Below are 20,916 nucleotides of genomic sequence, written 5' to 3'. Positions count from 1 at the left end.
AGACTAATTCTAGAAGTCATTATACCAGTTCTCTTGTGCTTTATTCAGCTCTAAAAAATTGGTGTTCGCTTAAGAATTGGGGTAGGTTTGCCTAAGTAAAACCCTTGGGCATAATCCACACCTAACGCCTGCAATCGTTCCAAAATTGCCACATTTTCCACGTATTCGGCAATCGTCTTAATTTGCTTCGCCTTAGCCATTTGTACAATCGCCGAGACAATCGCTTCAGAGATAGGATTCTGCACGAGATCTCGCACAAACATGCCATCAATTTTGACAAAATCTAATGGTAATTCTTTAAGATAGGCTAAACTGGACATGCCTGTACCAAAATCATCCAAAGCAAACTGACAACCCAGGTTTTGTAAACGCTGGATAAATTGCCGGGTTCTGTCTATATTAATTAAGGCTACCGTTTCAGTAATCTCGAAGACTAAACTACTGGGAGGAACCGGATGATTAATCACGGCGTTTTCCAGGAAGTCGAGAAAACTGTCATCATTGACACTGGAACCAGACAGGTTAAACGCAATAATACACCCACAATAATAATCCCTTGCCCAACAACCCATGCATTTACTCGGGTGGTAAATACCATTAAAAAAGGATTCCAACACCCAACGATCAATGGATGGCATTAATCCTGATTCTTCGGCACAGGGAAGAAAGTAATTGGGTGGGATAATTCTACCATCTTGTCCCACCATTCGGATTAAAATTTCCTTGTGAACATGACCCTCGTCTCCCTGAAGGAGAGGGAAAATCGGTTGAAAATATAAGCAAAACCGATCTTCTATCAGGGCAGTTTGTAAGGCTTGACGACTGGTTGATTCTTGACAGATATTTTGTTGCACATTTTTCACCTCCAATTTGCCACCTGCTGCTCTTTACCTAAATGCTACCAGAAAGGTGGTTTGAGAACAGGTTATAGGGATAACAGTTAAGCGTGAATGAGGGGCGAAACAAACTGATGTAGCAATTCTCAATGAGTTATGGAATCTTCTGTTCCCAGTTAAGGTTTTTTTGACTCACCAAAAAATTTACGACTCAAGTGGAATCGCTATCGGTTTATTGTTGGGATAAGCGTTTAACGGTTGTACCCCCTAAGCGCTGATCCGCATCTTCCAGTAAAATAGGAATTGTATCAGCATGGGGACTCCGGTGTAAACATGTCTGAAGGTTGATTTTTCTAATTTGATTAGCTTTAGCACCCGGAAACCAGTGTCCCGCATTGGTTAAAAGGTTGTAACGCATTTTAGCATATTCAACCATATCATAGGCGATCGCTAAATTTCTCAACCACAAAATCACCGGGATATTCACACCGCCGGGGGTTTCCTCGTGGCTGGGTAAACCGATGTGCCAGGTTTTGAACCAGTCTTCTCCGAGTCGTGCGATCGCGGCGGCTTCTAATCGTGCCACAATTGGGGGTAATATTTCATCAACCTGATCCAATAACTCAACCGCCTTCAGGTGTTCATCAAAATCACTAGGGCGAGATGCACCTAAACTCAAGGTATGCACCTGAGGATGAGACAGGCAAAATAAATCATTAAATACCATTGGACTCAAGGGTTTACACAGTTCAACTAATCGCTGTGGCGGTTTATACAGCATTCCCCCTTTATCCGACGGACTAATAATAAAAACGCCCATATCGTGACGAGTAGCGGCTTCAATTGCCGCCCAATTAAATTGATTGATATAGTACCAGTGCAGATTTACATAATCAAACTGATCCGTCTCAATAGTTTTAATAATTAAATCCGTAGCACCGTGGGTAGAAAAGCCAATAAACCGCACTTTTCCTTGGGCTTGTAACTGACGCGCTACATCCATACAGCCTCCAGGACGAATGCTATCCTGGAGTAATTGCGGCGTGTTTATGCCATGAACTCCCAGCAAATCAACATAGTCTAGTTTCAGGAATTTCAACGACTGCTCAAACTGACGCCGAAATTCTTTGGGATCTGGTTTAGGACTAACTTTTGTCTGGACAATTAATTGATCACGGGGGAATTTGGGCAAAATTTTGCCTAATTGCATTTCTGATGTACCATAACCCCGCGCTGTTTCAATATGATTAATGCCGACTTCAATCGAGCGACGAATGGTTGCCTCTAAGTTACGTTGATTATCTTTAGGAATTAACCAGGCGGGCATATCTTTCCACTTAAATTGATAGCGCATCCCGCCGCAGGAGAATATTGGCATTTGTAGTTCAGTGCGTCCAAATCGTCTGTACTGCATCATAAGTATGATTATAAGTCAAGTGCTTGAATGGTGAATTTTAGACCTATTCTCACTTTAGCCAAAATCAAAATATCTGGCGGTTCGTAGTCGGCGCTTTAGCGCCTCTGACTAGAGGACTAAAGTCCTCACTACAAACTAGGATGGGGGCAGGTTTTGGCGCTTTACTCATCAGAAACGCTTCACGGCTATCAACTGAAAACGGAACATATTATCACCTCTTTCCCAGGCTTAAGCCAAGCGATCGCGAAAATATTGCTGATACAATTGACACCGAGGTGTGCAATCATTACCAAAGAGTTTTACCAGTCCCATACTGTTTAATTTGAACGCCTGTTGCGAGGGTAAACGGACTGGCGTCGATGCCATCACTATGGCTTTCATCGCGTCCAATAATTCTGGATAGGTTTGCAGATTCCACAAATGGCGGCGCAAATGATCACTATAAATTCCGGCTTCCGTGGGCGCGGTTTGCTGGATGTCCTCTAATGTCATATCCTGACGGGCAATATGATAGAGTGCCAGTCTCACCAAATAAGGATGTCCACCAACTAAGGTAACGAGAGAGTCCACGGTTTCAACCGACCATTCTAATCCATGGCGTCTGGCTAATTCCATCACCTGTTCCTGATTAAACTCTGGCAATTCAATCGGTAATCCCACATTAAAGGGCGATTTATTCATATCCAAGGGAACATATACTTCCGTGGAATGCACTACTACTAACCGGAATTTCTGCCAAATCTCGCGCCGTTTCGCCTCCTCATGCAATGCCCGTAATAACCCGAAAAAGTCATCGGCAATTTCCGGAGAGGCAAAGAGGCGATCAACCTCATCTAATCCTAATGTCAATGAGGTGGAAATATGGGGAAGTAAATACTGTTCAAAATAGGCTTTACAGCTTTGATTGCTGCCAATCATATCCGCTAACTGGGCATATTTTGCCAGTTGATCGGGATCGAGTCGCCCCAAGGCTAAACTCACACTGGCACAAAACCATTCTAAGAATGTATTAGAATTTGCCAATATCCGCTGATTTGCCAGTTGTAAACTTAATGCCACAGTTTGAGATCCCTGCTGTTCAGCATGACGCAGAATTCGCGCCATCAAAGAGGTTTTTCCCATTTGTCGCGGCGCTTTAATTCGGATTAATGCCCCCGGTCGAGTTATGGTTTCATAACAAACTGATTCAATGGGCGGGCGATTAATGTAAAAGGTAGAGTCAAGATCGACTTGTCCTTCGGGTAATTCTGGTGCAGCGACAGGGAGGGGCGCATGAAGCGATGTATTTTTCTGTGTTTGGGGAGTCAGTTTACTCCAAGAAATTGCCAATTGATGATCCGTTGGCAAAGCGGTGCGCCCTTGGCTGAGAACCTGGAGAACTTCTGAGGCGAGAATCGTCGGATCATCATGACAACGCCAGTGCCAGGGTTGAGTGCCTTGGAGATAGCCGAGTAAATCAAAAGGTAAGGGGGTACTGATACCATTTCCATTCTGACAAACGTCCACTAAAATGGGCAAAATTGCGGGTTTTTGGGGCGTGATGTGGTGTAACGTCTTAGCCAGCCGAACTTGTTCCAGTACCATTTCGCTAACGGCGGTGGTTTGGGATAACAGCAGCAGCAAGTAATCGGATAGCTTTAAGTAGTTATCCAGGGCAGTATTTTGCTGCGCCAAAAAAACGTCATGACCCGCTTGACAAATTGCCTGTTGTATTGTTTTCGTCAGATTAAAATGGGGCGGGTATCCACTCATCAGCACTTTTGCTCTGATTTCCCGTACCTCCGAAGCAGCAGATGGAGTCTCTAAATCAGCAATATCTCGCCATTCCTGCCCTAATGCGGCGCACAGTTCCACAAAATTGATATAATCCACGGGTTTGCCGTTGAGAAAGTTGCTCACGGTGGATTGGGAGATACTCAAGGCTTCAGCCAAAAGCTTCTGACTAGGAAAGCCATTCCGCAAGAGGGACGATTTAACGCGGGAAACAGAGTGAGAGTGAACTTGGAGCGATCGCGGCATTGTTTAAACCAGCTTGTGATCCTGCATTGATCATAAATGCCAGTCCCTGTAAAAGTCGATATGAGCCACTGTTTGCGGATTTTTGGGTAGGGAGGGGTGCGATCGCCAAGCTAATAGAACACGGCTTTAACTGCCCCAGCCCTAACTGACAGATAAACTAGGAAAACGAAAAAACGATACTCTAAGGAAAAGTACTTTTCCCTAGAGTAGATTTTTGCTAAGAACTCTTGTCCTAGTTTTCAGAGACTACGACAAATTCTTATTGCGCTTGCGTAAACCTAAAGCACCCATCAACGCTAAAGCACCTAAACCCAGAGTAGTTGCCGGTTCAGGGATGTCTGCCGTTGTCTCTAGCTGGAAGTCAACTCCATCACCAGTCCCCAGAAATCCGCCTTTTTCGCCTAAGTCAAGGGTGAGCATACTCACATTTGTGAATGTCTGCTCATAAATATTCTGATCTGGACCTGCAGGAACAACACCTGAAACACTGCCAAAGACACCATCAACAACGAAGCTGGTATCGCCGTCGTATTCGGTATCAAACCAGCGAACTGTTAAGCTGTCTAGCGTTTCGGCAAAGTTGACCTTAAATGTACCGACTTCTAATTGTCCACTTTCCAGTAGTGGTGTGACACCATCTGCCATCATCGCAGCTGGACGGAACCAAAACTCACCTTGTGGAGTACCAGTATCAAATGGTGCAAACTGTACGGCACCATAAGTATTCAGAGTGCCAGATTTGTCAACAAATAGGCGGCTCTTCGTCCCAGTAGAATCATCAACTAGACTTTCGATACTCCCTATCAAGGAAGAAAGCTCTAAGTATTTACAAGGATCGCCAGTTTCTGAGGACGGTGATAAACAAGCACCTAAACCAACATCAACCTCGCCTTCCTCCTGCGGAACCAACGAAAGGGCTGAAGCAGATGGAGCCATAAACCCTGTAGCTACTGTAGCCGCAGTGACGAGTGAGGCAATTGTACCAGTATGGCGGAAAAAAGTGGAAATTTTTTGAGTATTCATGGAGATGCTCTCCTTTTGTTGTTGCACTAGATTAACTTGAATGTTACAGGACTAAAACTCAAGAATAGTGTTGGTGAATAGGGGACACTCCTCAACTAGCGGAATGCGGAAAAAAATATGTCGTTGTTTATACTAAACTTGACTATATTTTTTAGAGAGCTGACCTCTAAGTGACCAACAGCAAATTCTGAGTCTAAACAGGTCGGTTTTTATCTGGCTATAATTTAATTCTAAGGGCAAACCTGTTCAGCGATAGCCTGTCATCAATATTTTTATTGAATCTTTAACTATTCCTCCTACTATTTGGCTTTATTGTCAAGCTTGTATAAAGTTTAGGATGGATTGCTCATGATGCTAGACTTTTAGTAATAAAAATTTATATTTATTGGGTGCAACGCTCATTTTTTATTAAGAATCGTTAATGTATTTTCTGATACTCTTCTAACGCTGCCAGCAGTACATTGACTAAAGGATGATCAATCAATTCTTTTAATACCTCAGTCTGCACGCCTTTTAAGCCTTCAACGACTGAAGCTTTCAGCATCGGATTCTGCTCAATCCTCTCTAGCACCTCGATAACCACCCGTTGTTTTTCCAGAGGCGTATTCGTAGGATAGGTTTGATCGAGCTGTTGGAGTAACTTTTGAATTTTGGTCGCGGTATCGGTCAGTCGTTGCTTTTGTTCTAGAGTATAAGCGGGTGCGATCGCAGAATTTCCAGAGGGGCAATTTTCCACAGACTCACCCTGATTAGAGGGGTAAGGCGTGAGGGGTTCAACTAACCGTCTTGCCTCTACATTAATCGTTTGAGCAGGATTCACGGTTTTCTCCGCCAACCGTTGCAGAATCTCGGTTAAGTTGGCACTCTGCTGACGATAGGTAGCCACTTGCTCATATTTCACCTGTAACTGATAACGATAGTCTTTATCAATCACCTCAAGTTGGGCATCGTACTCGCGATTAAGGAAATGCTCAACCTCCAACCGATTGGCATCAATAGGAATGGCAATCCGGATGGTTAATATCCCATCAGGGCGATTTTCTAAGGATTGAATCGTGAGGATGTTACTCCCATCCTGGGCTTGACAGGCTTGGAAAGCGGCAAAGAAGGCTTGCCAATCAATACCATTGCGGAACGTTAAATTGACCGTTTCTAAGGGAACTTGAAAAACCCTGGTGAATTCTCCCGGGGCAAATGTTCCCTGATGGGGACAGCGTTCGTGTTGATTTGTTTGTAAGTAAACATACTCACAAATCACCTCGGCTAAATTTGTCCCGCTATTGATGTGCCAGTCTTCCAGACAGGCGGCGGTGAATATAGCTTGGTGAAAATCGGTGTTGAAGGCTTTGCAGCGTTGTAAGTTGACGCCCCGCAGATTGGCTTGACTACAATTAGCACCCTTGAGATTCGTCCCCCTCAGGTTTGCACCGACAAGGTGGGCACCACTCAGATTCGCCCCACTCAGATTCGCCCCACTCAGATTGGTGCCACTCAGTTTAGCGCCAATCAGTTTTGCCCCCACTAAATCAGCACCACTGAGGTTGGCTTTAGTCAAATCAGCACCACTAAGATAGATGTTATTCAGGTTCGCACCAATGAGATTGGCACTAATTAAGTCAGCATTTCTCAGATCAGCTGCCGTGAGGTTTGCACCGATCAAATCCGCCTCACTCAAATATGCCTCACTCAAATATGCTTCACTCAGGTTTGCGCCAATCAGATCCGCTTTACTCAAATCTGCCTGACTTAGATTTGCCCGACTCAAATCAACGCCACTGAGTTTCGCCCCTTGGATGGTAACGCCCTTACCCGTAGCAAAGCTGAGATTGGGTCGGATATCCGGGTGGTGCGCTTTCCACGCATTCCATACCTCCACCCCTTGCCTGAGTAAGGCAAGATAGTCTTCATTCGTCTGTGGAGACATAAAATCGTTAGACAAGTTCCGCTTTACACATCCGTTATAGATAGAAGAAACACACTTAACTGAAATGCTTCCATAATAAGGGTTTGGTGAATAGGTTGCCTAGAACTATAAACCCGGAAGTCTCATCAGTCTGAAGGGGTGACAAGCTCGCGTCAAAGGTAGGCAGGGTGTGGGGTATGGGGTATGGGGTATGGGGTATGGGGTGTGGGGTGTGGGGTATGGGGTATGGGGTATGGGGTGTGGGGTGTGGGGTGTGGGGCAAATCGGTAAGGAACACAAAAGCTCATAAGAGGAGATAGGTTGGGGAGGATATCAAGCCAAAAAACGAACGGTGAGGACTTATCCCCACCGTTTCTTCAATCTTATCGGATGAACATTGCCCATCCTTATACCTACACCCTGCTGCCCATTTGAGGATTGGTGTTGACGCCAGGTGCATTATAGATAGCCCAATCCTGAATGCCTCGATTTTGGAAAATGGGTTGCATATTCAGGATCTCGGTTTCTGTACCCTCTACAATAACCACATAATCGCCGACGGAAACTCGCTCATCATAATGTTTAGCAGCATCTTCGGGGATTCCCCAACCAATCAAAGCACCAACTAAACCACCACCAGCGCCACCAATAACGCCTCCTAAGAGGGTATTCGCTAAAACAACTCCTAATTCTGTAGCTACACCGACTCCAGGAATTGCTAATACGCCTAGACCACCAATTAAACCTAGGAAACCGCCTACAGTACCGCCAGCAGCCGCACCCGCTTTTGCGCCTTCTCCTGCTTGGTTGCCACCGCTTTTATGGAGATCCGTACCGCCAATTTTCTCATTGAGGCTGGCGTCTTTAGCAATCACGGAAACTCGATCCAGATCAAATCCTCTATCTCTGAGTTCCATGAGCGCATTTTCTGCCTGTTGACGACTAGGAAAGACGCCAATTGCATGTCTTAATTGTGATTGTGCTACAGCCATATTTTTTCTCCCTATACTTCAAAACCGATCAACCTGTCAGAATGCAGGACTCGGATTATTGTTGCGTTTTTATTCACCTTTCTATTTTGGTAAGAGAACACAAAAAGTTCATCAGTCTGTAGAGAGAAGCTGTTGATAGGCAATAGGGAATAGAGAGCTGAGGGAGATGGGGGGCAGGGGGAGCAGAGGGAGCTGAGGGAGATGGGGGAGCAGAGGGAGCTGGGGAGCAGAGGGAGCAGGGGGAGCTGGGGGAGCAGAGGGAGCAGAGGGAGCAGAGGGAGCAGAGGGAGCAGAGGGAGCAGAGGGAGCAGGGGGAGCTGGGGGAGCAGAGGGAGCTGAGGGAGATGGGGAAGCAGGGGAAGCAGGGGGAGCAGGGGGAGCAGAGGGAGCAGAGGGAGCAGAGGGAGCAGAGGGAGCAGAGGGAGCAGAGGGAGCAGAGGGAGAGCGTGTAGGGGCGGATTTTACCATTAACGGGAAGGTTGTCACCCTGATATCACTAAACCCGCCCCGATTAGAGTGCAAGTCACCTTCAACAAAGAAAATAAGACGTAGCTTGCTTCTGAAGGGAAGCGAGTATGACGAATGACGAATGACAAATGACAAATGACAAATGACAAATGACAAATGACAAATGACCAATCCCTTAAAACAATCCGTCTAGCTCAATTTCCTCAATCATCTGCAAGGCACGGGGATCGCCCACTCTCAACAGAGCCGCTTTTGCATCTTCCTGCACGCCCATATCTTCATCTTCGGCAAAGGCTTCAATTAAACCGTCAACTGCACCTGCATAGATAGCATTAGAGGGTAGTTCTCGACAAAGCTGTCCTAATGACCAAGCACAGTTACTGCGTACTGCTGCCATGGGGTCTTGCTTTAAGGCAGTAATTAATGGGGGAACACAGGCGACGATATCCTCATAGTCTAGCTTTGCCATCTGTGCCAGGGAACTTGCTGCCCACAAACGCACGGCAGAGATATCTGTACATAAGGCATCAATCAAGCTGGGCAATGCTTTGCGATCGCGGCAATTGCCTAATGCCCAAACGACCCCTTTACGCACATACCCATTCCAATCCCGGTTCAGTTGCTCTATTAAAGGATCTACGGCTGTTGGATCAGGATTGCGTCCTAATGCATAAGCTGCACTAACCCGTACCAACGGACAGACATCGTTTAATAAATTAATCAGATGGGGAATTGCCCGTTCATCTTGAAGTTCACAAAAAGCCCGCGCCGCCAGCATCCGTTGGGGCGTTTCTGGGGCGGTTAGCAGAGCCAGCATCGCTTCTGGATCGGGTTGAGTCTCTTCTGAGTGGTCATCAATTGGCTCGATTTCATCCAGAGGGCTGTCTAGCTCACCTGCCGCCTCGATTAATCTTAGCTCGTTATTATCATACATATTTAAAAAAATATCTTATTCAGCGGTTATTTGTCCTATGTCCTTTGTTATTTGTTATTTTTCCTTTGTCAACTTATCCATCTGAACATTCTCGCACTCAAAAGTATGCCCTGGGAAAAAGTGAAGCGTCAACACTCAGAACTCTTATCCAGACAGCGGTTTCACCATCCAAAGGGACTGGGTTTGGAACCCTAACTTATCATAAAGGCGCACAGCCGATGGATTTGACTCAAACACTTGCAACCCAATTTGGCGATCGCCCCGAACTCTAGCCCAGTTTTCAGCATGATACATCAGTGCCGAACCAATACCCTGACGCCGATGCTCTGGCATCACGTAGAGTAAAAAAACATGGGCATGGCGATCGCCGCTTACCTGATCAACGGCATTTCCCAGCCATAAACCAGCGACAGGTTGATTTGATGGTGCGGCGTCACCTTCAGGATTGGCTAAGTCTACCCACCATAACGGTGTGTCTTGACAAAAATACCGCCGTATTGTCTCTTCTAAATGAGAAAAATCCTGCTGTTGCGGGAAAAGCTCTTGATAACTCAGTTGGAGAAACTTCAACAAGGTTGCCTTTTCCAGTCGAGAGCCAACTCGTAGCTGATAGCCCGGGATTAAAAATTTACGCATCTGATCGCAATAAGGGAGCAGGGGTGTGGTTGTAGGGGCGGGTTTTACCGATAACGTTTCGCAGACAACCTCAACTGAACTAAACCCGCCCTTTTTCAGGTGAAACGATGGCGAGCAGGGGAAGCTGGGGGAGTTAGGGGCTGCTGAATAAGTGGTGTGGGGGGGTAAAGAGCAGGGGAAGCTGGGGGAGCAGGGGAAGCTGGGGAAGCTGGGGAAGCTGGGGAAGCTGGGGGAGCAAGGGTACATTTTCCCTGAGCAAGGTGATGTCATACTTATGAAGGATGCTACCCCATTTCCTTGCACTTTATCCACTGTCCATACGCCTCAAAGTATTGATGGCTCAGGGTTTCTGGGTTGTGCAGCAAGCCCTACTTAAAACGTCCCCAATCCCCTCATACTTACTGAATTTGCATCTTCAATAGGTGCAGGCGCTGCCATATCATTGGGCAAAAAGATGCGAGCGCTAACGGCAAGTAACGCGACGACAAAGACTAAGACGATCAAAAAAGGGGCAATATACTGACGGAAAATAGACATAGGTATCCAATTGGATAAAGATTGGTAACGCCATTGTTATCTATCTTATAACTACTTGGAATCATAATCCCCATCATCTAATCCCGGTCTAGGCATCGGTACAGCTTTTTTCCGATTAAGCTGACGCAGCAACATTGCCCCACCCACAGCAATAATCAGGGACACCCAACCCGTCAGGGGTTGTAGCAGCAGAAACCCTCCGATCGCAAACATAGTACCAAACAACAATAAAATGGCGGCAAATACCCGTTTAATATCCTGTCCCAGGTTTTGAATCGGTAGTAATCCCGTGCTTTCCTGTTGACGTTGCCAACCGGGACCGGCTGGACGCACCCGACGATAAAATTCATCTAGCGTCGCCTCAGATTCTGGCGGTGTCACTAACATGGCTGTAATCCATAACACACTGGTAATAACTGTCGTCACCAATAGACGCAAACCAAACTCCTCAATCTGAATAATCGGGACGATACTGGTGGTTAACCCAACAATAAACCCACCCACCATTGCCGTCAGTTCAGCTATGGCGTTAATTCGCCACCAAAACCAGCGTAGGATTAAGACTAAGCCAGGACCGGTGCCAATGGCAATCACTAACCGAAATACGGTTGCCACATCCTGAGAAAAGAACGCCGCTATCGCCCCTAATGCCGTCACCACAACTGAAGCAATTCGCCCCGCTAATACCAACTCTGACTGTTGAGCATTCGGTCTGATAAAGCGCTGATATAGGTCATTGGTTAAATAAGATGCGCCCCAGTTAATCGAGGTGGATACCGTACTCATAAACGCAGCCAGTAGAGACGTAACCACTAACCCCAACATCACCGGGGGTAGGAAATCTAACATCAGTTTCGGATACCCCAATTCTCGGTCGGATAAATCGGGATAGACGACAATCGCCACCAGCGCCACGAGTATCCAGGGCCACGTTCTGATCACATAATGAAGAATATTAAATAACCAAGCGGCTTTCTCGGCTTCCGCTTCATCCTTAGACGCCGCTAGACGCTGCACGAATTCCCCACCACCATCACTCCGACGAAACGTCCACCACTGGAGAAAGATATAGGCAAAAAAGGTACTGGCAGTAATTCCCGCCGTTTCACTCCAGCGAAAATTATCAGTTATCGGAAAAAAGGATAATATATCTTGTTCAGTGAGCCGCTGTACTTCTGGCACAAGGACATGAATTCCACCAACATGATTGACTGCTGTTATCGCGACAACAATTGCCCCAAATAGTGCTAAGAAGAACTGGAAAAAATCGGTAGTGACTACACCCCAAAGCCCCGCAAAACCTGAATAAATTAAAACCAAAACACTAACACCAACCACACTCAAAATTTTCAGATTTTCCCCCGGTTCAATCCCCAAACTCTGCCAAAGTTCCAAGGCATCCACCACTTTAATCATGGCAAGCATAGCGTAGCCAATGGCAATACAGTTAATCGGTACGGCAAATAAAAAGGCTTTGGTTCCCCGTAAAATTGCGGCTGTTCGTCCGCCATAACGCAGTTCAGTCAATTCCGCGTCGGTGATAATTTCCGAACGTCGCCACAATCGGGCAAAGATATAAATCATCACCAGATGGGCGATGCCAAAACTCCACCATTCCCAGTTTCCGGCAATGCCTCGATTACCCACAACCCCGGCAATATAAAGCGGTGTATCAATAGAAAACGTCGTCGCCGCCATACTTGTACCCGCTAACCACCAAGGAAGCGATCGCCCGGATACGAAAAAATCGACCAAACTCCCTGATGCTTTGCGTGAGAGATAAAGTCCTAAGCCCATTGAACCAATCAGGTAGAGCAGGACAATCAACCAATCAACCTGTTGCATACTTTTGCGATAACGTTTGACCTGAATTTGATATGATACATCGCTTTTAGGTCAGATAATTTTAGAGGTTAGATTTTCATGTTTGATCAACCTCTCTCAACTTAGTCGGGGCGGGTTTATTCATATCTGGGTGAGGTAAAAAACGATAATAGTGAAACCCGCCCCTACACAGATTGTGTCAGATAGAAAGGTGGCACATCGGTTGGAACTCCACAGGTTTAGCCTCGGTCAGGTTAACCAAACGTAAGACAATTTTCACTAACGAACGGACGATTGAGGCTAATTTTATGCTATATAGAGCTGTTGCCTTTTCCACTTTGGCTGTGCTGGTGGGTAGCGATTTAACTCAGCCAGCGATGGCGACTCCCGATTCCCCGACAACTAACCCACCATCGGAAACCAGAAACTATGTTGTACCCACAGAAGCCACCTCAGCCACGCCTTCCCCTAGAACCGTCGCCTCTCCAGAAGCGACGCCAACCCCAGAATTTGCCCAATCTGTTCCCACCCTAAATCAATCTCAACGGTCTAACGATTTAGTTGTTCTCGCTACAGACGTGCAAGTCGTTGGTGTGTCGGAAGAATTGCAGCAGCTTGTCTTAAAAACGATTAGCACTCGTCCAGGGGGTCAAACCAGTCAAAGTCAATTGGATCAGGATATTCAAGGGATTTTAGATACAGGGTTCTTTGCTAACGCCAGTGTCACGCCAACCGCTAACTCCACGGGTTGGGAGGTTGTTTATCAAGTTGAACCCGTTATCGCGCGATCGCTCGAACTATCCGGTAACCAGGTTCTCACCCCAGACGTGGCTAATTCTATTTTTAATCCGCAATTGGGTCAATCCGTTAGTCCTGCTAGCCTACGTCAAGGGATACAACAGTTAGAACAATGGTATGAAGACAATGGCTATATCTTGGCACAGGTTTTAGACGTGCGATCGACATCCGATGGCGTGATTACGGTTGAAGTAGCCGAAGGCGTCGTCAGTGACATTAATTTCCGCTTCCTCGACGAAGAAGGCGAACCCACAGACGGACGAACTCGCGAGGATTTCATCGATCGCGAATTGAACCTACAACCCGGTCAAGTCTTTAATGTAGAGGTTGTCCGCCAAGACTTGCAACAGCTTTACCAATTGGGATTATTTGAGCAGGTAGACATTTCCCTGAATGGTGATGCGAGAAACGTCGATGTTATTTACAATCTGATTGAACGATCAGCTCGTGGCGTCAATGCTGGTGCAGGATATAGCAATGACAGTGGTGTTTTTGGCACTCTCAGCTATAACGACTTTAATCTGGGTGGTGTGAACCAGAAACTGGGATTGAATATACAGTTTAGCCGTCGTGATTTCCAGTTTGATGGCAACTATGGTAGACCCTATCGGGCTAGTAATCCAGAACAACCCGGATATAACGTGAATACGTTTCGGCGTCGTACTGTATCCCAAACATTCGATGATGATGTTGATCTCGCGAATGGGGATGATCCCCGTGAAGGACAGTTTGGCGGTGGTGTCAGCTTATCCAAACCCGTGAATCAGGAATGGGATGCGTCGGTAGGCGTCAACTATACCCGCACCAGTATCCGCGATAGTGAGGGCGACATTAATGCGGTTGATGAATTCGGGAATCGTCTCTCCTTCAGTGATAACGGAATTGATGATTTAGTTACCGTTTCTGCTGGAGTGACGCGGGATAAACGAGACAATCCTGTCAATCCCACCCAAGGTTCTCTGGTGCGTCTGAGTACGGAACAGTCTGTACCGATTGGTAATGGTAGTATTTTGATGAATCGGCTGGAGGCAAACTACTCCCAGTATGTTCCCGTTGATGTCTTTAATGGCAATAGTCAAGAAGTCTTGGCATTTAACGTTCAGGGAGGAACCACGATTGGTGATTTACCCCCCTACAACGCCTTTAACCTCGGCGGTCAAAATTCGGTGCGAGGCTACGGTACAGGAGATGTCGGAACAGGGCGCAGTTATGTGTTAGCGTCGGCGGAGTATCGGATTCCCATCTTCAATCCGGTTGGCGCGGTTGTTTTTGCTGACTTTGCATCGGATTTGGGTTCGAGTGAAACCGTACCGGGAGAACCGGGTGTGGTGCGGGGTAAACCGGGAAGTGGGTTTGGTTACGGTGCGGGATTGCGCGTCAATTCCCCTGTGGGTATCATTCGCGCCGATTTAGGATTTAATGACCAAGGAGATAGCCGAGTCCAGTTTGGTTTGGGTCAACGATTTTAAGCCTTAAAATGGTGTCCAAGAAGGGCGGGTTTAGCTTTTTCATGATTGTCGGGATTATTGGGATTATTGGGATTATTGGGATTATTGGGATTATTGGGATTATCGCGGTTGTAGGGGCGATTATCGCGGTTGTAGGGGCGAGTCGCGGCACATAGTAGGCGGTGTGAGAATTAACTTGTCTCGACTCGCCCTTTTCTAAATGCGGTGTTAGATAATTCCCCATACCAGGCGGAGGGCGACCCGATTAAATTAAGGGTTGAGTGGTATTAATTGTGTGCGGCGGGTCGCCCCTACATTTGTACCCGGTGTTAGATAATTCCCGATACCAGGCGGAGGGCGACCCGATCAAATTAAGGGTTGTGTGGTATTAATTGTGTGCGGCGGGTCGCCCCTACGAGAACACCAACGCCTGTTATAAATCGGGGCTATAATTATTCCAACTCCAACTTTAATCCTGGCATTAATCGCTGTAAATTCTTTAACGATTTTCCTTGCCAAGGAATTTTATCGGAGCCTTTAATTTCAATCTGGATCGTCTTCTTTTTGCGTACATTCAAGACAAATTTAGATAACATGCTAATTCCTGAACTATTGAGGAATTCTAGCTCTCGCAGGTTTAACGTAATCAGGGAAGGGTCTTGCTGAATCATCTCATCGAGGATTTTGATGATCGGTTCGTACTCCTTCATTCCACCCAGTCGCAGTGACCCTTTAAAATATACAGTGGCTGTTTCTGGATCACCGATTACTTGGTAATTTTCACCCTGAACGTTTTGGTTTTCCATGAATAATTTAGCTCCTAAAACTATAAATCGCCGATAATACTTATTGAAGGTTTTGAGTCTATACCTTAAGTTGCACCATCGTTGTCACCGTAACCACTTCGGGTTCTTTTTGAACCGTTTCAAATTTCCAACCTAACTTGGCAAAATAATCATTTTTCATGGTTAATAACCCCAGTCCAGAAGCTGCCCCGGTTTCATCTTCAGCACTTTTTTCTAACTGACGGATATAGAGTTCATCCAGATCGGATGCGAGTAATTCATGAATGAAGGATTGGAACTTATTAAGGGATTGTTTAGAAACACTATTAGTTGCCAATAAAACTAAAGTAATTTCGGTCGCTATATCTAAAATATGTAATCCAAATTTAATCGGATAGGATGAATTATCGTCATTAAACTTCATCGCATTTTCCAGTAATTCATTAGCGATATAACTCACCGCTCCTTTTATTTCAACTCGCTTTCCCTCAGGGTCTGGATCTTCATCAATAGCGGGGAAAAAGGTAGTCAAGTAATCAGCGACAAAATCAGCCGATAAACCATTGTTGCGCCAGCGTTGCTGAATGGGAATGGAACTCGGTGAGAAGCCAAGAATTAAAAACTCTTGTTCATCAGACAGATTTTCTTGAAATTCTCCAAATATCTTATGCATAGCCATTATGTCCAATCAAAAATTATTATTTATTTTCACAACTCGTCCAATAAGGTTATAGTAATTTTGGCGGTAGAGTCGGCATGATATTTGACTAAACAATAGGCAGTGATAACTAGGTAATCGGTTCGTTTCATCAATAAAGATAATCTGTATAACTTGCTAATCAGTTAATCTCCTTGAAACCTCACATATCCTTAAATGGCAGCAGCCTTAGCCAGAGTAACCTATCTCTAGGATCTCACAAAATTGCTCACTTTTATACCGTTTTTGTGGAAAATTATCAGCGGCGATTATTTTATCTGTGCAGAGCAAAATTCTGTCCCCAATGTCTACTATTAGTTCCTACCTACTTAATTGCCGTTTGTGCCATCAGCATGACCACACCACTTTCTAATCCATGTCCCGCTACCCCATAGTCACAACATCCATCATCGTAATGAAGAATATCATAATAGTCTCCTTCCACTTCGTCAACAGGTTCCATAAACCCCGCCATATCTAATTCCTCCTAAATCTATTTCTGTTTCATCACGAGCAACGTAATATCATCATATATTTTTTGATTACCAATGTAGTGCAAGACATCGGCAATTACCGCCTCTTGAATAGCCGTTGCGCTTAAATGTCGATTCCATTGAATCACCTGACACAGCCGTTCTAGTCCATAAAACGTGCCGTTAATATCTTCCGACTCCGTAATGCCATCCGTATAAAGCACGGCGACATCTTGCCAATTTAACTGAACAGAGATTTGATTAATAAACTGAGAAATTTCTTCATCTAAACCAATCGGAAATCCTAAATCTATCGTATCAATCCGTTCCAGTTTACCGGAGGAGCGAACAACGATCATTTCTTCATGCTGTCCACTCACACTCAGTCGTCCGCCTGCGTAGTTAGCAATAGCTAGCGTCAAATTTTTGTCTGAGTTCATCCGCTCAACATTACGGTAAATCGTGCGATTGAGAACATCCAGAAATTTTATCGGATTAGTTTCTCGCATTTCTTTCAACGTTCTAATGGCGGTTTGTACCATGATCATGACCATACCGCTTTCCAACCCATGTCCGGTGACATCACCAATGCCAATGGTGACAATTCCATCATAGTTTAGGACATCATAGTAGTCCCCGCCAACTTCATCGGCTGGTTTCATAAAGCCAGCAATATCTAAATTCTCAATTGCGGTGAGTTCCTCTGGTTTAGGTAGAATCATTTGCTGCATCTGGCGAGCAATATCCAGTTGGGCGCTCATCCGCAGATTTTCTAATTGTAGTTGCTCGTTTAGCCGCGAAATCTCTTCATTTGCTTGGACTAAATCAAGGGTTTGTTCTCTAACCTGTTGCTGTAATTGTCTGGAGTGCTGGCGTAAACGGCGGATGGATAAGGTCAAACCAGAAATGCCAATAATCGATAAACCCCCTAACATCAAAAATGTTTCCTGTAATCCGGTACGAGTTTGGGTTTGAAACTGCTCTAAAGATTGGGTGATTTCTAATACCCCACGTACATCTCCCACTTGCCAATCGGTTTTAGGGGTGCCAGGATATGTATTGTGACAAGCGACACAGCTTGGGGTCATTATATCAGCTTCGGCGTAGAGTAGTGTTGGCTCACCATCAAGGATTTTAACTCGGAAAAAAGATTGCTTAGGATTGGTTTTTAAGTAGTTGATGGCGTCCCATTCAAATTGATTTTTTGGTCCCCCTTCGTCACGTCGCCAAGGAAATGGATAATCGCTGTAGAGTCGAACGGACATGTCAGTTTTTTTTTCTCGAATTTCACGACTCAGTTCTAGTAAGTAGGTTGCAGGTAGAGGAATCCCACCCTCTTGATTCAAATAGTTATGAGTCACGCTGATCCCATCCACCATTTCGGCTCGACTCACGATTTCTGAGCTATAAAGGGTTCGGGCTTTCTTCATCAGTTGTGCATAAACTTTAGCATTTTGGAGTGCCTGTGATTCGACCAGTTCAAAGGAAAGATGGGACATGCTTAATAAAGCTCCCACAACGCCAACGCAAAATAGAATGGTTAAAATCGGAATAATTCGTTTATAAACAAGTAAACTCAATTTATTCCACAGTTTTCGCCATAGTTGACTCATCGTTTACTCCTGGGGTTGCCCAGTATCAAATAGAAGGATACTGTTTACTGTAGCGCTTCTCTTAGAATCCGGGTTAACTACACCCTTGGAGTTGGAAAGGGGATGACTTCATCGGATTGGGTATCAGCCCTTGAATGGCTAATAAAAAAACCTGCTGATGCAGGTTCGTGGCAATGACACTTAAGACTATTGAAGGGATTAGCGACGATGTCCAAACCATTTTGAGGCAATTGCCCCCATAACCGCCCCCACTAAGGGATTGCTGAGGAATTTGACAATGGCAGGTTGATCGGCTAAAACCTCCTGAAAGATATCCGGATGAGAATGATAGGTAAACGTGGCAAGTTTAGCCACATCATCCTCCGTCATCCGACTGGCGTGATGAGTTGAAAGTCCCAGTTGCTTTTCCAAGTCGCGATCGCTCAATCCGCGTTTCTTGAGTTGCTTGAAAAACTCACGCGCTACATCATCCCGTTCCTTGGGCTTAATGTGAGCGATCGCCTGTCGCAGTTCAGGTTCCATCTGACTGGGAGGTATGCGATCGGGATGCAGGGATTTGCCAAATAATTGGCGTCGTTCATCTCGCGAAGAACGTTGAGCAAAGTCATCAAAGTTTTGATACTCTTGTTCTGGTGTTTCTGGAACAGGTTCCAGAGATTCGGTATTACCACCCGCTAAATCCTTCATGATCTGACGTTTATACTGGTCGCTTGTTGCCATCCTTTATTATCTCCTTTTTTTTTATTGATACGTAACTTGATTGGACTGATTATTGTAATTCGCTGTTACAATAAGTTCTTTATCCGGGGCGTATACCAATACTTTCAGATCTCGATTCGGAAAATTTTGGTGGAACCCTTGAACTAAAGATCGGGCTAAATCCTTAACCTCTGGCGGACGAACTTGAGGGGTAATTACAATCCCTAACTTATCGTTATCGCGCACGTAGGCGTCACTAACTAATCCCTTTGCCGTTTGCACCACCCAATTGCCAAACTCTTGACCGGATGCCGTATTACCTCGTTCTAATTGTTGATAGGTTACACTGGGATTCAATGCCGTTGGCGCTTTTGCTTTGGTTTGGTTTGCTTGGCAAGCCGATGTGGTCGCTAGGACTAAAATTAAAGCCAAAGCCGTGAAAAACTGGCGAGTTTTTTTACCTAAACTCACAGCAACCTCCTGATGAAACTATTAGTGGATTTTCAATAAATAACCAGAAGGTCTAGATCAAGACTGCCTAGACCTTCTGATTCTAGTAAGGCAGGTAGAAGTTAATCAGCCGACTCAAATCAGATACGGCTTTTTTGGCGTTCCCAATCGCACAAAACTATCAACCTGCTTACTATTCCTGACAATGCAATTAGTCAATGGCTTTTTTGGCTTTGTCTTTCACGTCTTCAACAGCGTGACGAGCTTCAGCTTTATTTTGCTTTGCCTTACCTTCTGCTTTATCTTCAGGATCACCGGTGACATTACTCATGGCTTCCTGTGCCTTACCTTCTAGGTTTTCGGCAGTGGCTTTAGCTCTATCTTCAGTACTCATATTTTGAAATTCTCCGAATTATGATGATTATGAATTCGCCCCTAAACTAAAGAATGAATAATTTTGGGGACAATTTCTTTTCCGTTAATGTCCACTATATCTGTATTTTTTATTAGAATCGTCAATCTACAGGTAGATTAGTCTGATCCCCGCTTTATGTCTAAAGTAGGAATTGGTTATACCTTCTCTGGATTTACGACTCCCTTTTAGAGACTTCTATACAAAATTGTAGAGACGTTGCATGCAACGTCTCTACTAAAAATTAATCCAGATAACCTATCATTTCATCAACTTCTTCCATGAAATTGGAGGCGATGGGGCGATTCCCCATAATCATTTCTGTGTCAGTAAGATTCAGGGTACTCACAGAAATCGGACGATTTCCTGACACAACCATGACATCTCGGATTTGCATCTTACTCGCTGCGATCGGGCGCTCACCCATGGATGAAAGTGTGCCAACAATTTGTAACTCGCTGGTATCAACAGGACGTATCCCCCTTATTGAACCTTGATCACTCACTTTTAGCGAACTGGTGGCTATGGGACGATTTCCCGGTAGAGGGATTGAAGGTTCAACCAGAGAAATTTTTCCAGCTTGCTGCTTTTGAATAGCTAGCTTGGTTGATTGCGTTTCCTTCTCTTTTGCCATGGGTGTTTCCTCGCTTTTTTTTTGGGTACGGCTATTCGTTTTACTATTAGCTTTTCTTGGGCTAATGGCGTTATTTGCCATAAACAATTCCTTTAAATTTCTAACGGCATTGGCTAGGGCGTAGGAGACTTAACCCCCTTTGGGGCATTATCACTACTCTGACTCAGATTTTTAGAATTATTATAAACGTATATCTATCTTAACGAATAGGTATAAAACAATACAAACTTGTAAAGATTTGCAAAGATAGAGAGAAATCGACTGTGACCATTGAGGCTTGCGTCAGTTCTGTATCCTATCTGATGCGTCGGGGCGACT

At 45.2% G+C, this 20,916-nt stretch carries 20 protein-coding genes; 2 read left to right on the top strand and 18 right to left on the bottom strand.

Annotated features, from left to right (window positions below):
• Nucleotides 1–50 precede the first annotated feature (50 nt).
• The 10 genes from RIC07_RS38600 to RIC07_RS38555 form a co-directional block, all read right to left on the bottom strand.
• Nucleotides 51–854, bottom strand: coding sequence for an EAL domain-containing protein (locus RIC07_RS38600; protein WP_446399138.1), 804 nt, complete (start codon nt 852–854; stop codon nt 51–53).
• Between the two features lie 214 nt (nt 855–1,068).
• Nucleotides 1,069–2,250 (bottom strand): aldo/keto reductase, encoded by a 1,182-nt coding sequence (locus tag RIC07_RS38595; RefSeq protein WP_446399169.1) that lies wholly within the window; start codon nt 2,248–2,250, stop codon nt 1,069–1,071.
• 231 nt (nt 2,251–2,481) lie between these two features.
• Entirely contained in the window at nt 2,482–4,272 is a 1,791-nt protein-coding gene (locus RIC07_RS38590; RefSeq protein ID WP_446399137.1) for an AAA-like domain-containing protein, read from the bottom strand.
• Nucleotides 4,273–4,518: 246 nt separating this feature from the next.
• The gene (locus tag RIC07_RS38585; protein ID WP_446399136.1) at nt 4,519–5,295 is read right to left on the bottom strand and encodes an LEVG family PEP-CTERM protein; all 777 of its coding nucleotides are present in this window, start codon (nt 5,293–5,295) and stop codon (nt 4,519–4,521) included.
• A 418-nt stretch (nt 5,296–5,713) separates the two neighbouring features.
• Complete coding sequence (locus RIC07_RS38580; protein ID WP_446399135.1) at nt 5,714–7,219, bottom strand: pentapeptide repeat-containing protein; 1,506 nt, start codon at nt 7,217–7,219, stop codon at nt 5,714–5,716.
• Between the two features lie 392 nt (nt 7,220–7,611).
• The gene (locus RIC07_RS38575) at nt 7,612–8,190 is read right to left on the bottom strand and encodes a general stress protein (RefSeq protein WP_446382309.1); all 579 of its coding nucleotides are present in this window, start codon (nt 8,188–8,190) and stop codon (nt 7,612–7,614) included.
• Between the two features lie 643 nt (nt 8,191–8,833).
• A complete protein-coding gene (locus RIC07_RS38570; RefSeq protein WP_446399134.1) occupies nt 8,834–9,592 on the bottom strand; it encodes a HEAT repeat domain-containing protein in 759 nt (252 codons plus the stop codon).
• 144 nt (nt 9,593–9,736) lie between these two features.
• A complete protein-coding gene (locus RIC07_RS38565) occupies nt 9,737–10,228 on the bottom strand; it encodes a GNAT family N-acetyltransferase (RefSeq protein WP_446399133.1) in 492 nt (163 codons plus the stop codon).
• A 372-nt stretch (nt 10,229–10,600) separates the two neighbouring features.
• The gene (locus tag RIC07_RS38560) at nt 10,601–10,765 is read right to left on the bottom strand and encodes a hypothetical protein (RefSeq protein WP_446399132.1); all 165 of its coding nucleotides are present in this window, start codon (nt 10,763–10,765) and stop codon (nt 10,601–10,603) included.
• Nucleotides 10,766–10,816: 51 nt separating this feature from the next.
• Nucleotides 10,817–12,610, bottom strand: a complete 1,794-nt coding sequence (locus RIC07_RS38555) for a sodium:solute symporter family protein (protein ID WP_446399131.1) — start codon at nt 12,608–12,610, stop codon at nt 10,817–10,819.
• A 287-nt stretch (nt 12,611–12,897) separates the two neighbouring features.
• Between RIC07_RS38555 and RIC07_RS38550 the strand changes: the two genes are divergently transcribed.
• Together RIC07_RS38550 and RIC07_RS38545 are read left to right on the top strand one after the other, a co-directional pair.
• A complete protein-coding gene (locus tag RIC07_RS38550; RefSeq protein ID WP_446399130.1) occupies nt 12,898–14,856 on the top strand; it encodes a BamA/TamA family outer membrane protein in 1,959 nt (652 codons plus the stop codon).
• An 8-nt stretch (nt 14,857–14,864) separates the two neighbouring features.
• Nucleotides 14,865–15,011, top strand: a complete 147-nt coding sequence (locus tag RIC07_RS38545; RefSeq protein ID WP_446399129.1) for a hypothetical protein — start codon at nt 14,865–14,867, stop codon at nt 15,009–15,011.
• Nucleotides 15,012–15,287: 276 nt separating this feature from the next.
• On the opposite strand, the gene RIC07_RS38540 is transcribed toward RIC07_RS38545, so the two are convergent.
• From RIC07_RS38540 to RIC07_RS38505, 8 genes are all read right to left on the bottom strand, one after another.
• Nucleotides 15,288–15,641: a slr1659 superfamily regulator gene (locus tag RIC07_RS38540; RefSeq protein ID WP_446382297.1), complete on the bottom strand. Its 354-nt coding sequence runs from the start codon at nt 15,639–15,641 to the stop codon at nt 15,288–15,290.
• A 58-nt stretch (nt 15,642–15,699) separates the two neighbouring features.
• Entirely contained in the window at nt 15,700–16,299 is a 600-nt protein-coding gene (locus RIC07_RS38535; RefSeq protein WP_446399128.1) for a DUF6272 family protein, read from the bottom strand.
• A gap of 343 nt (nt 16,300–16,642) precedes the next feature.
• On the bottom strand, nt 16,643–16,792 hold the full coding sequence (locus tag RIC07_RS38530; protein ID WP_446382293.1) for a hypothetical protein: 150 nt from the start codon (nt 16,790–16,792) through the stop codon (nt 16,643–16,645).
• Nucleotides 16,793–16,810: 18 nt separating this feature from the next.
• Nucleotides 16,811–18,403, bottom strand: a complete 1,593-nt coding sequence (locus RIC07_RS38525; RefSeq protein ID WP_446399127.1) for a SpoIIE family protein phosphatase — start codon at nt 18,401–18,403, stop codon at nt 16,811–16,813.
• 198 nt (nt 18,404–18,601) lie between these two features.
• A complete protein-coding gene (locus RIC07_RS38520) occupies nt 18,602–19,123 on the bottom strand; it encodes a hypothetical protein (RefSeq protein ID WP_446399126.1) in 522 nt (173 codons plus the stop codon).
• A 21-nt stretch (nt 19,124–19,144) separates the two neighbouring features.
• Complete coding sequence (locus RIC07_RS38515; RefSeq protein ID WP_446399125.1) at nt 19,145–19,573, bottom strand: hypothetical protein; 429 nt, start codon at nt 19,571–19,573, stop codon at nt 19,145–19,147.
• A 190-nt stretch (nt 19,574–19,763) separates the two neighbouring features.
• On the bottom strand, nt 19,764–19,946 hold the full coding sequence (locus RIC07_RS38510; protein ID WP_446382285.1) for a CsbD family protein: 183 nt from the start codon (nt 19,944–19,946) through the stop codon (nt 19,764–19,766).
• 262 nt (nt 19,947–20,208) lie between these two features.
• Nucleotides 20,209–20,679 carry a hypothetical protein gene (locus RIC07_RS38505; protein WP_446399124.1) on the bottom strand — a complete coding sequence of 157 codons (471 nt, stop codon included), beginning with the start codon at nt 20,677–20,679 and terminating at the stop codon, nt 20,209–20,211.
• Between the last annotated feature and the right edge of the window lie 237 nt (nt 20,680–20,916).

Source organism: Coleofasciculus sp. E1-EBD-02, from assembly GCF_040218245.1.
In the GTDB taxonomy this organism is placed as follows: Bacteria; Cyanobacteriota; Cyanobacteriia; order Cyanobacteriales; family Coleofasciculaceae; genus Coleofasciculus.
The sequence above is the reverse complement of the archived record's forward strand: the minus strand, read 5'-3'. Positions and strand labels throughout refer to the sequence as shown.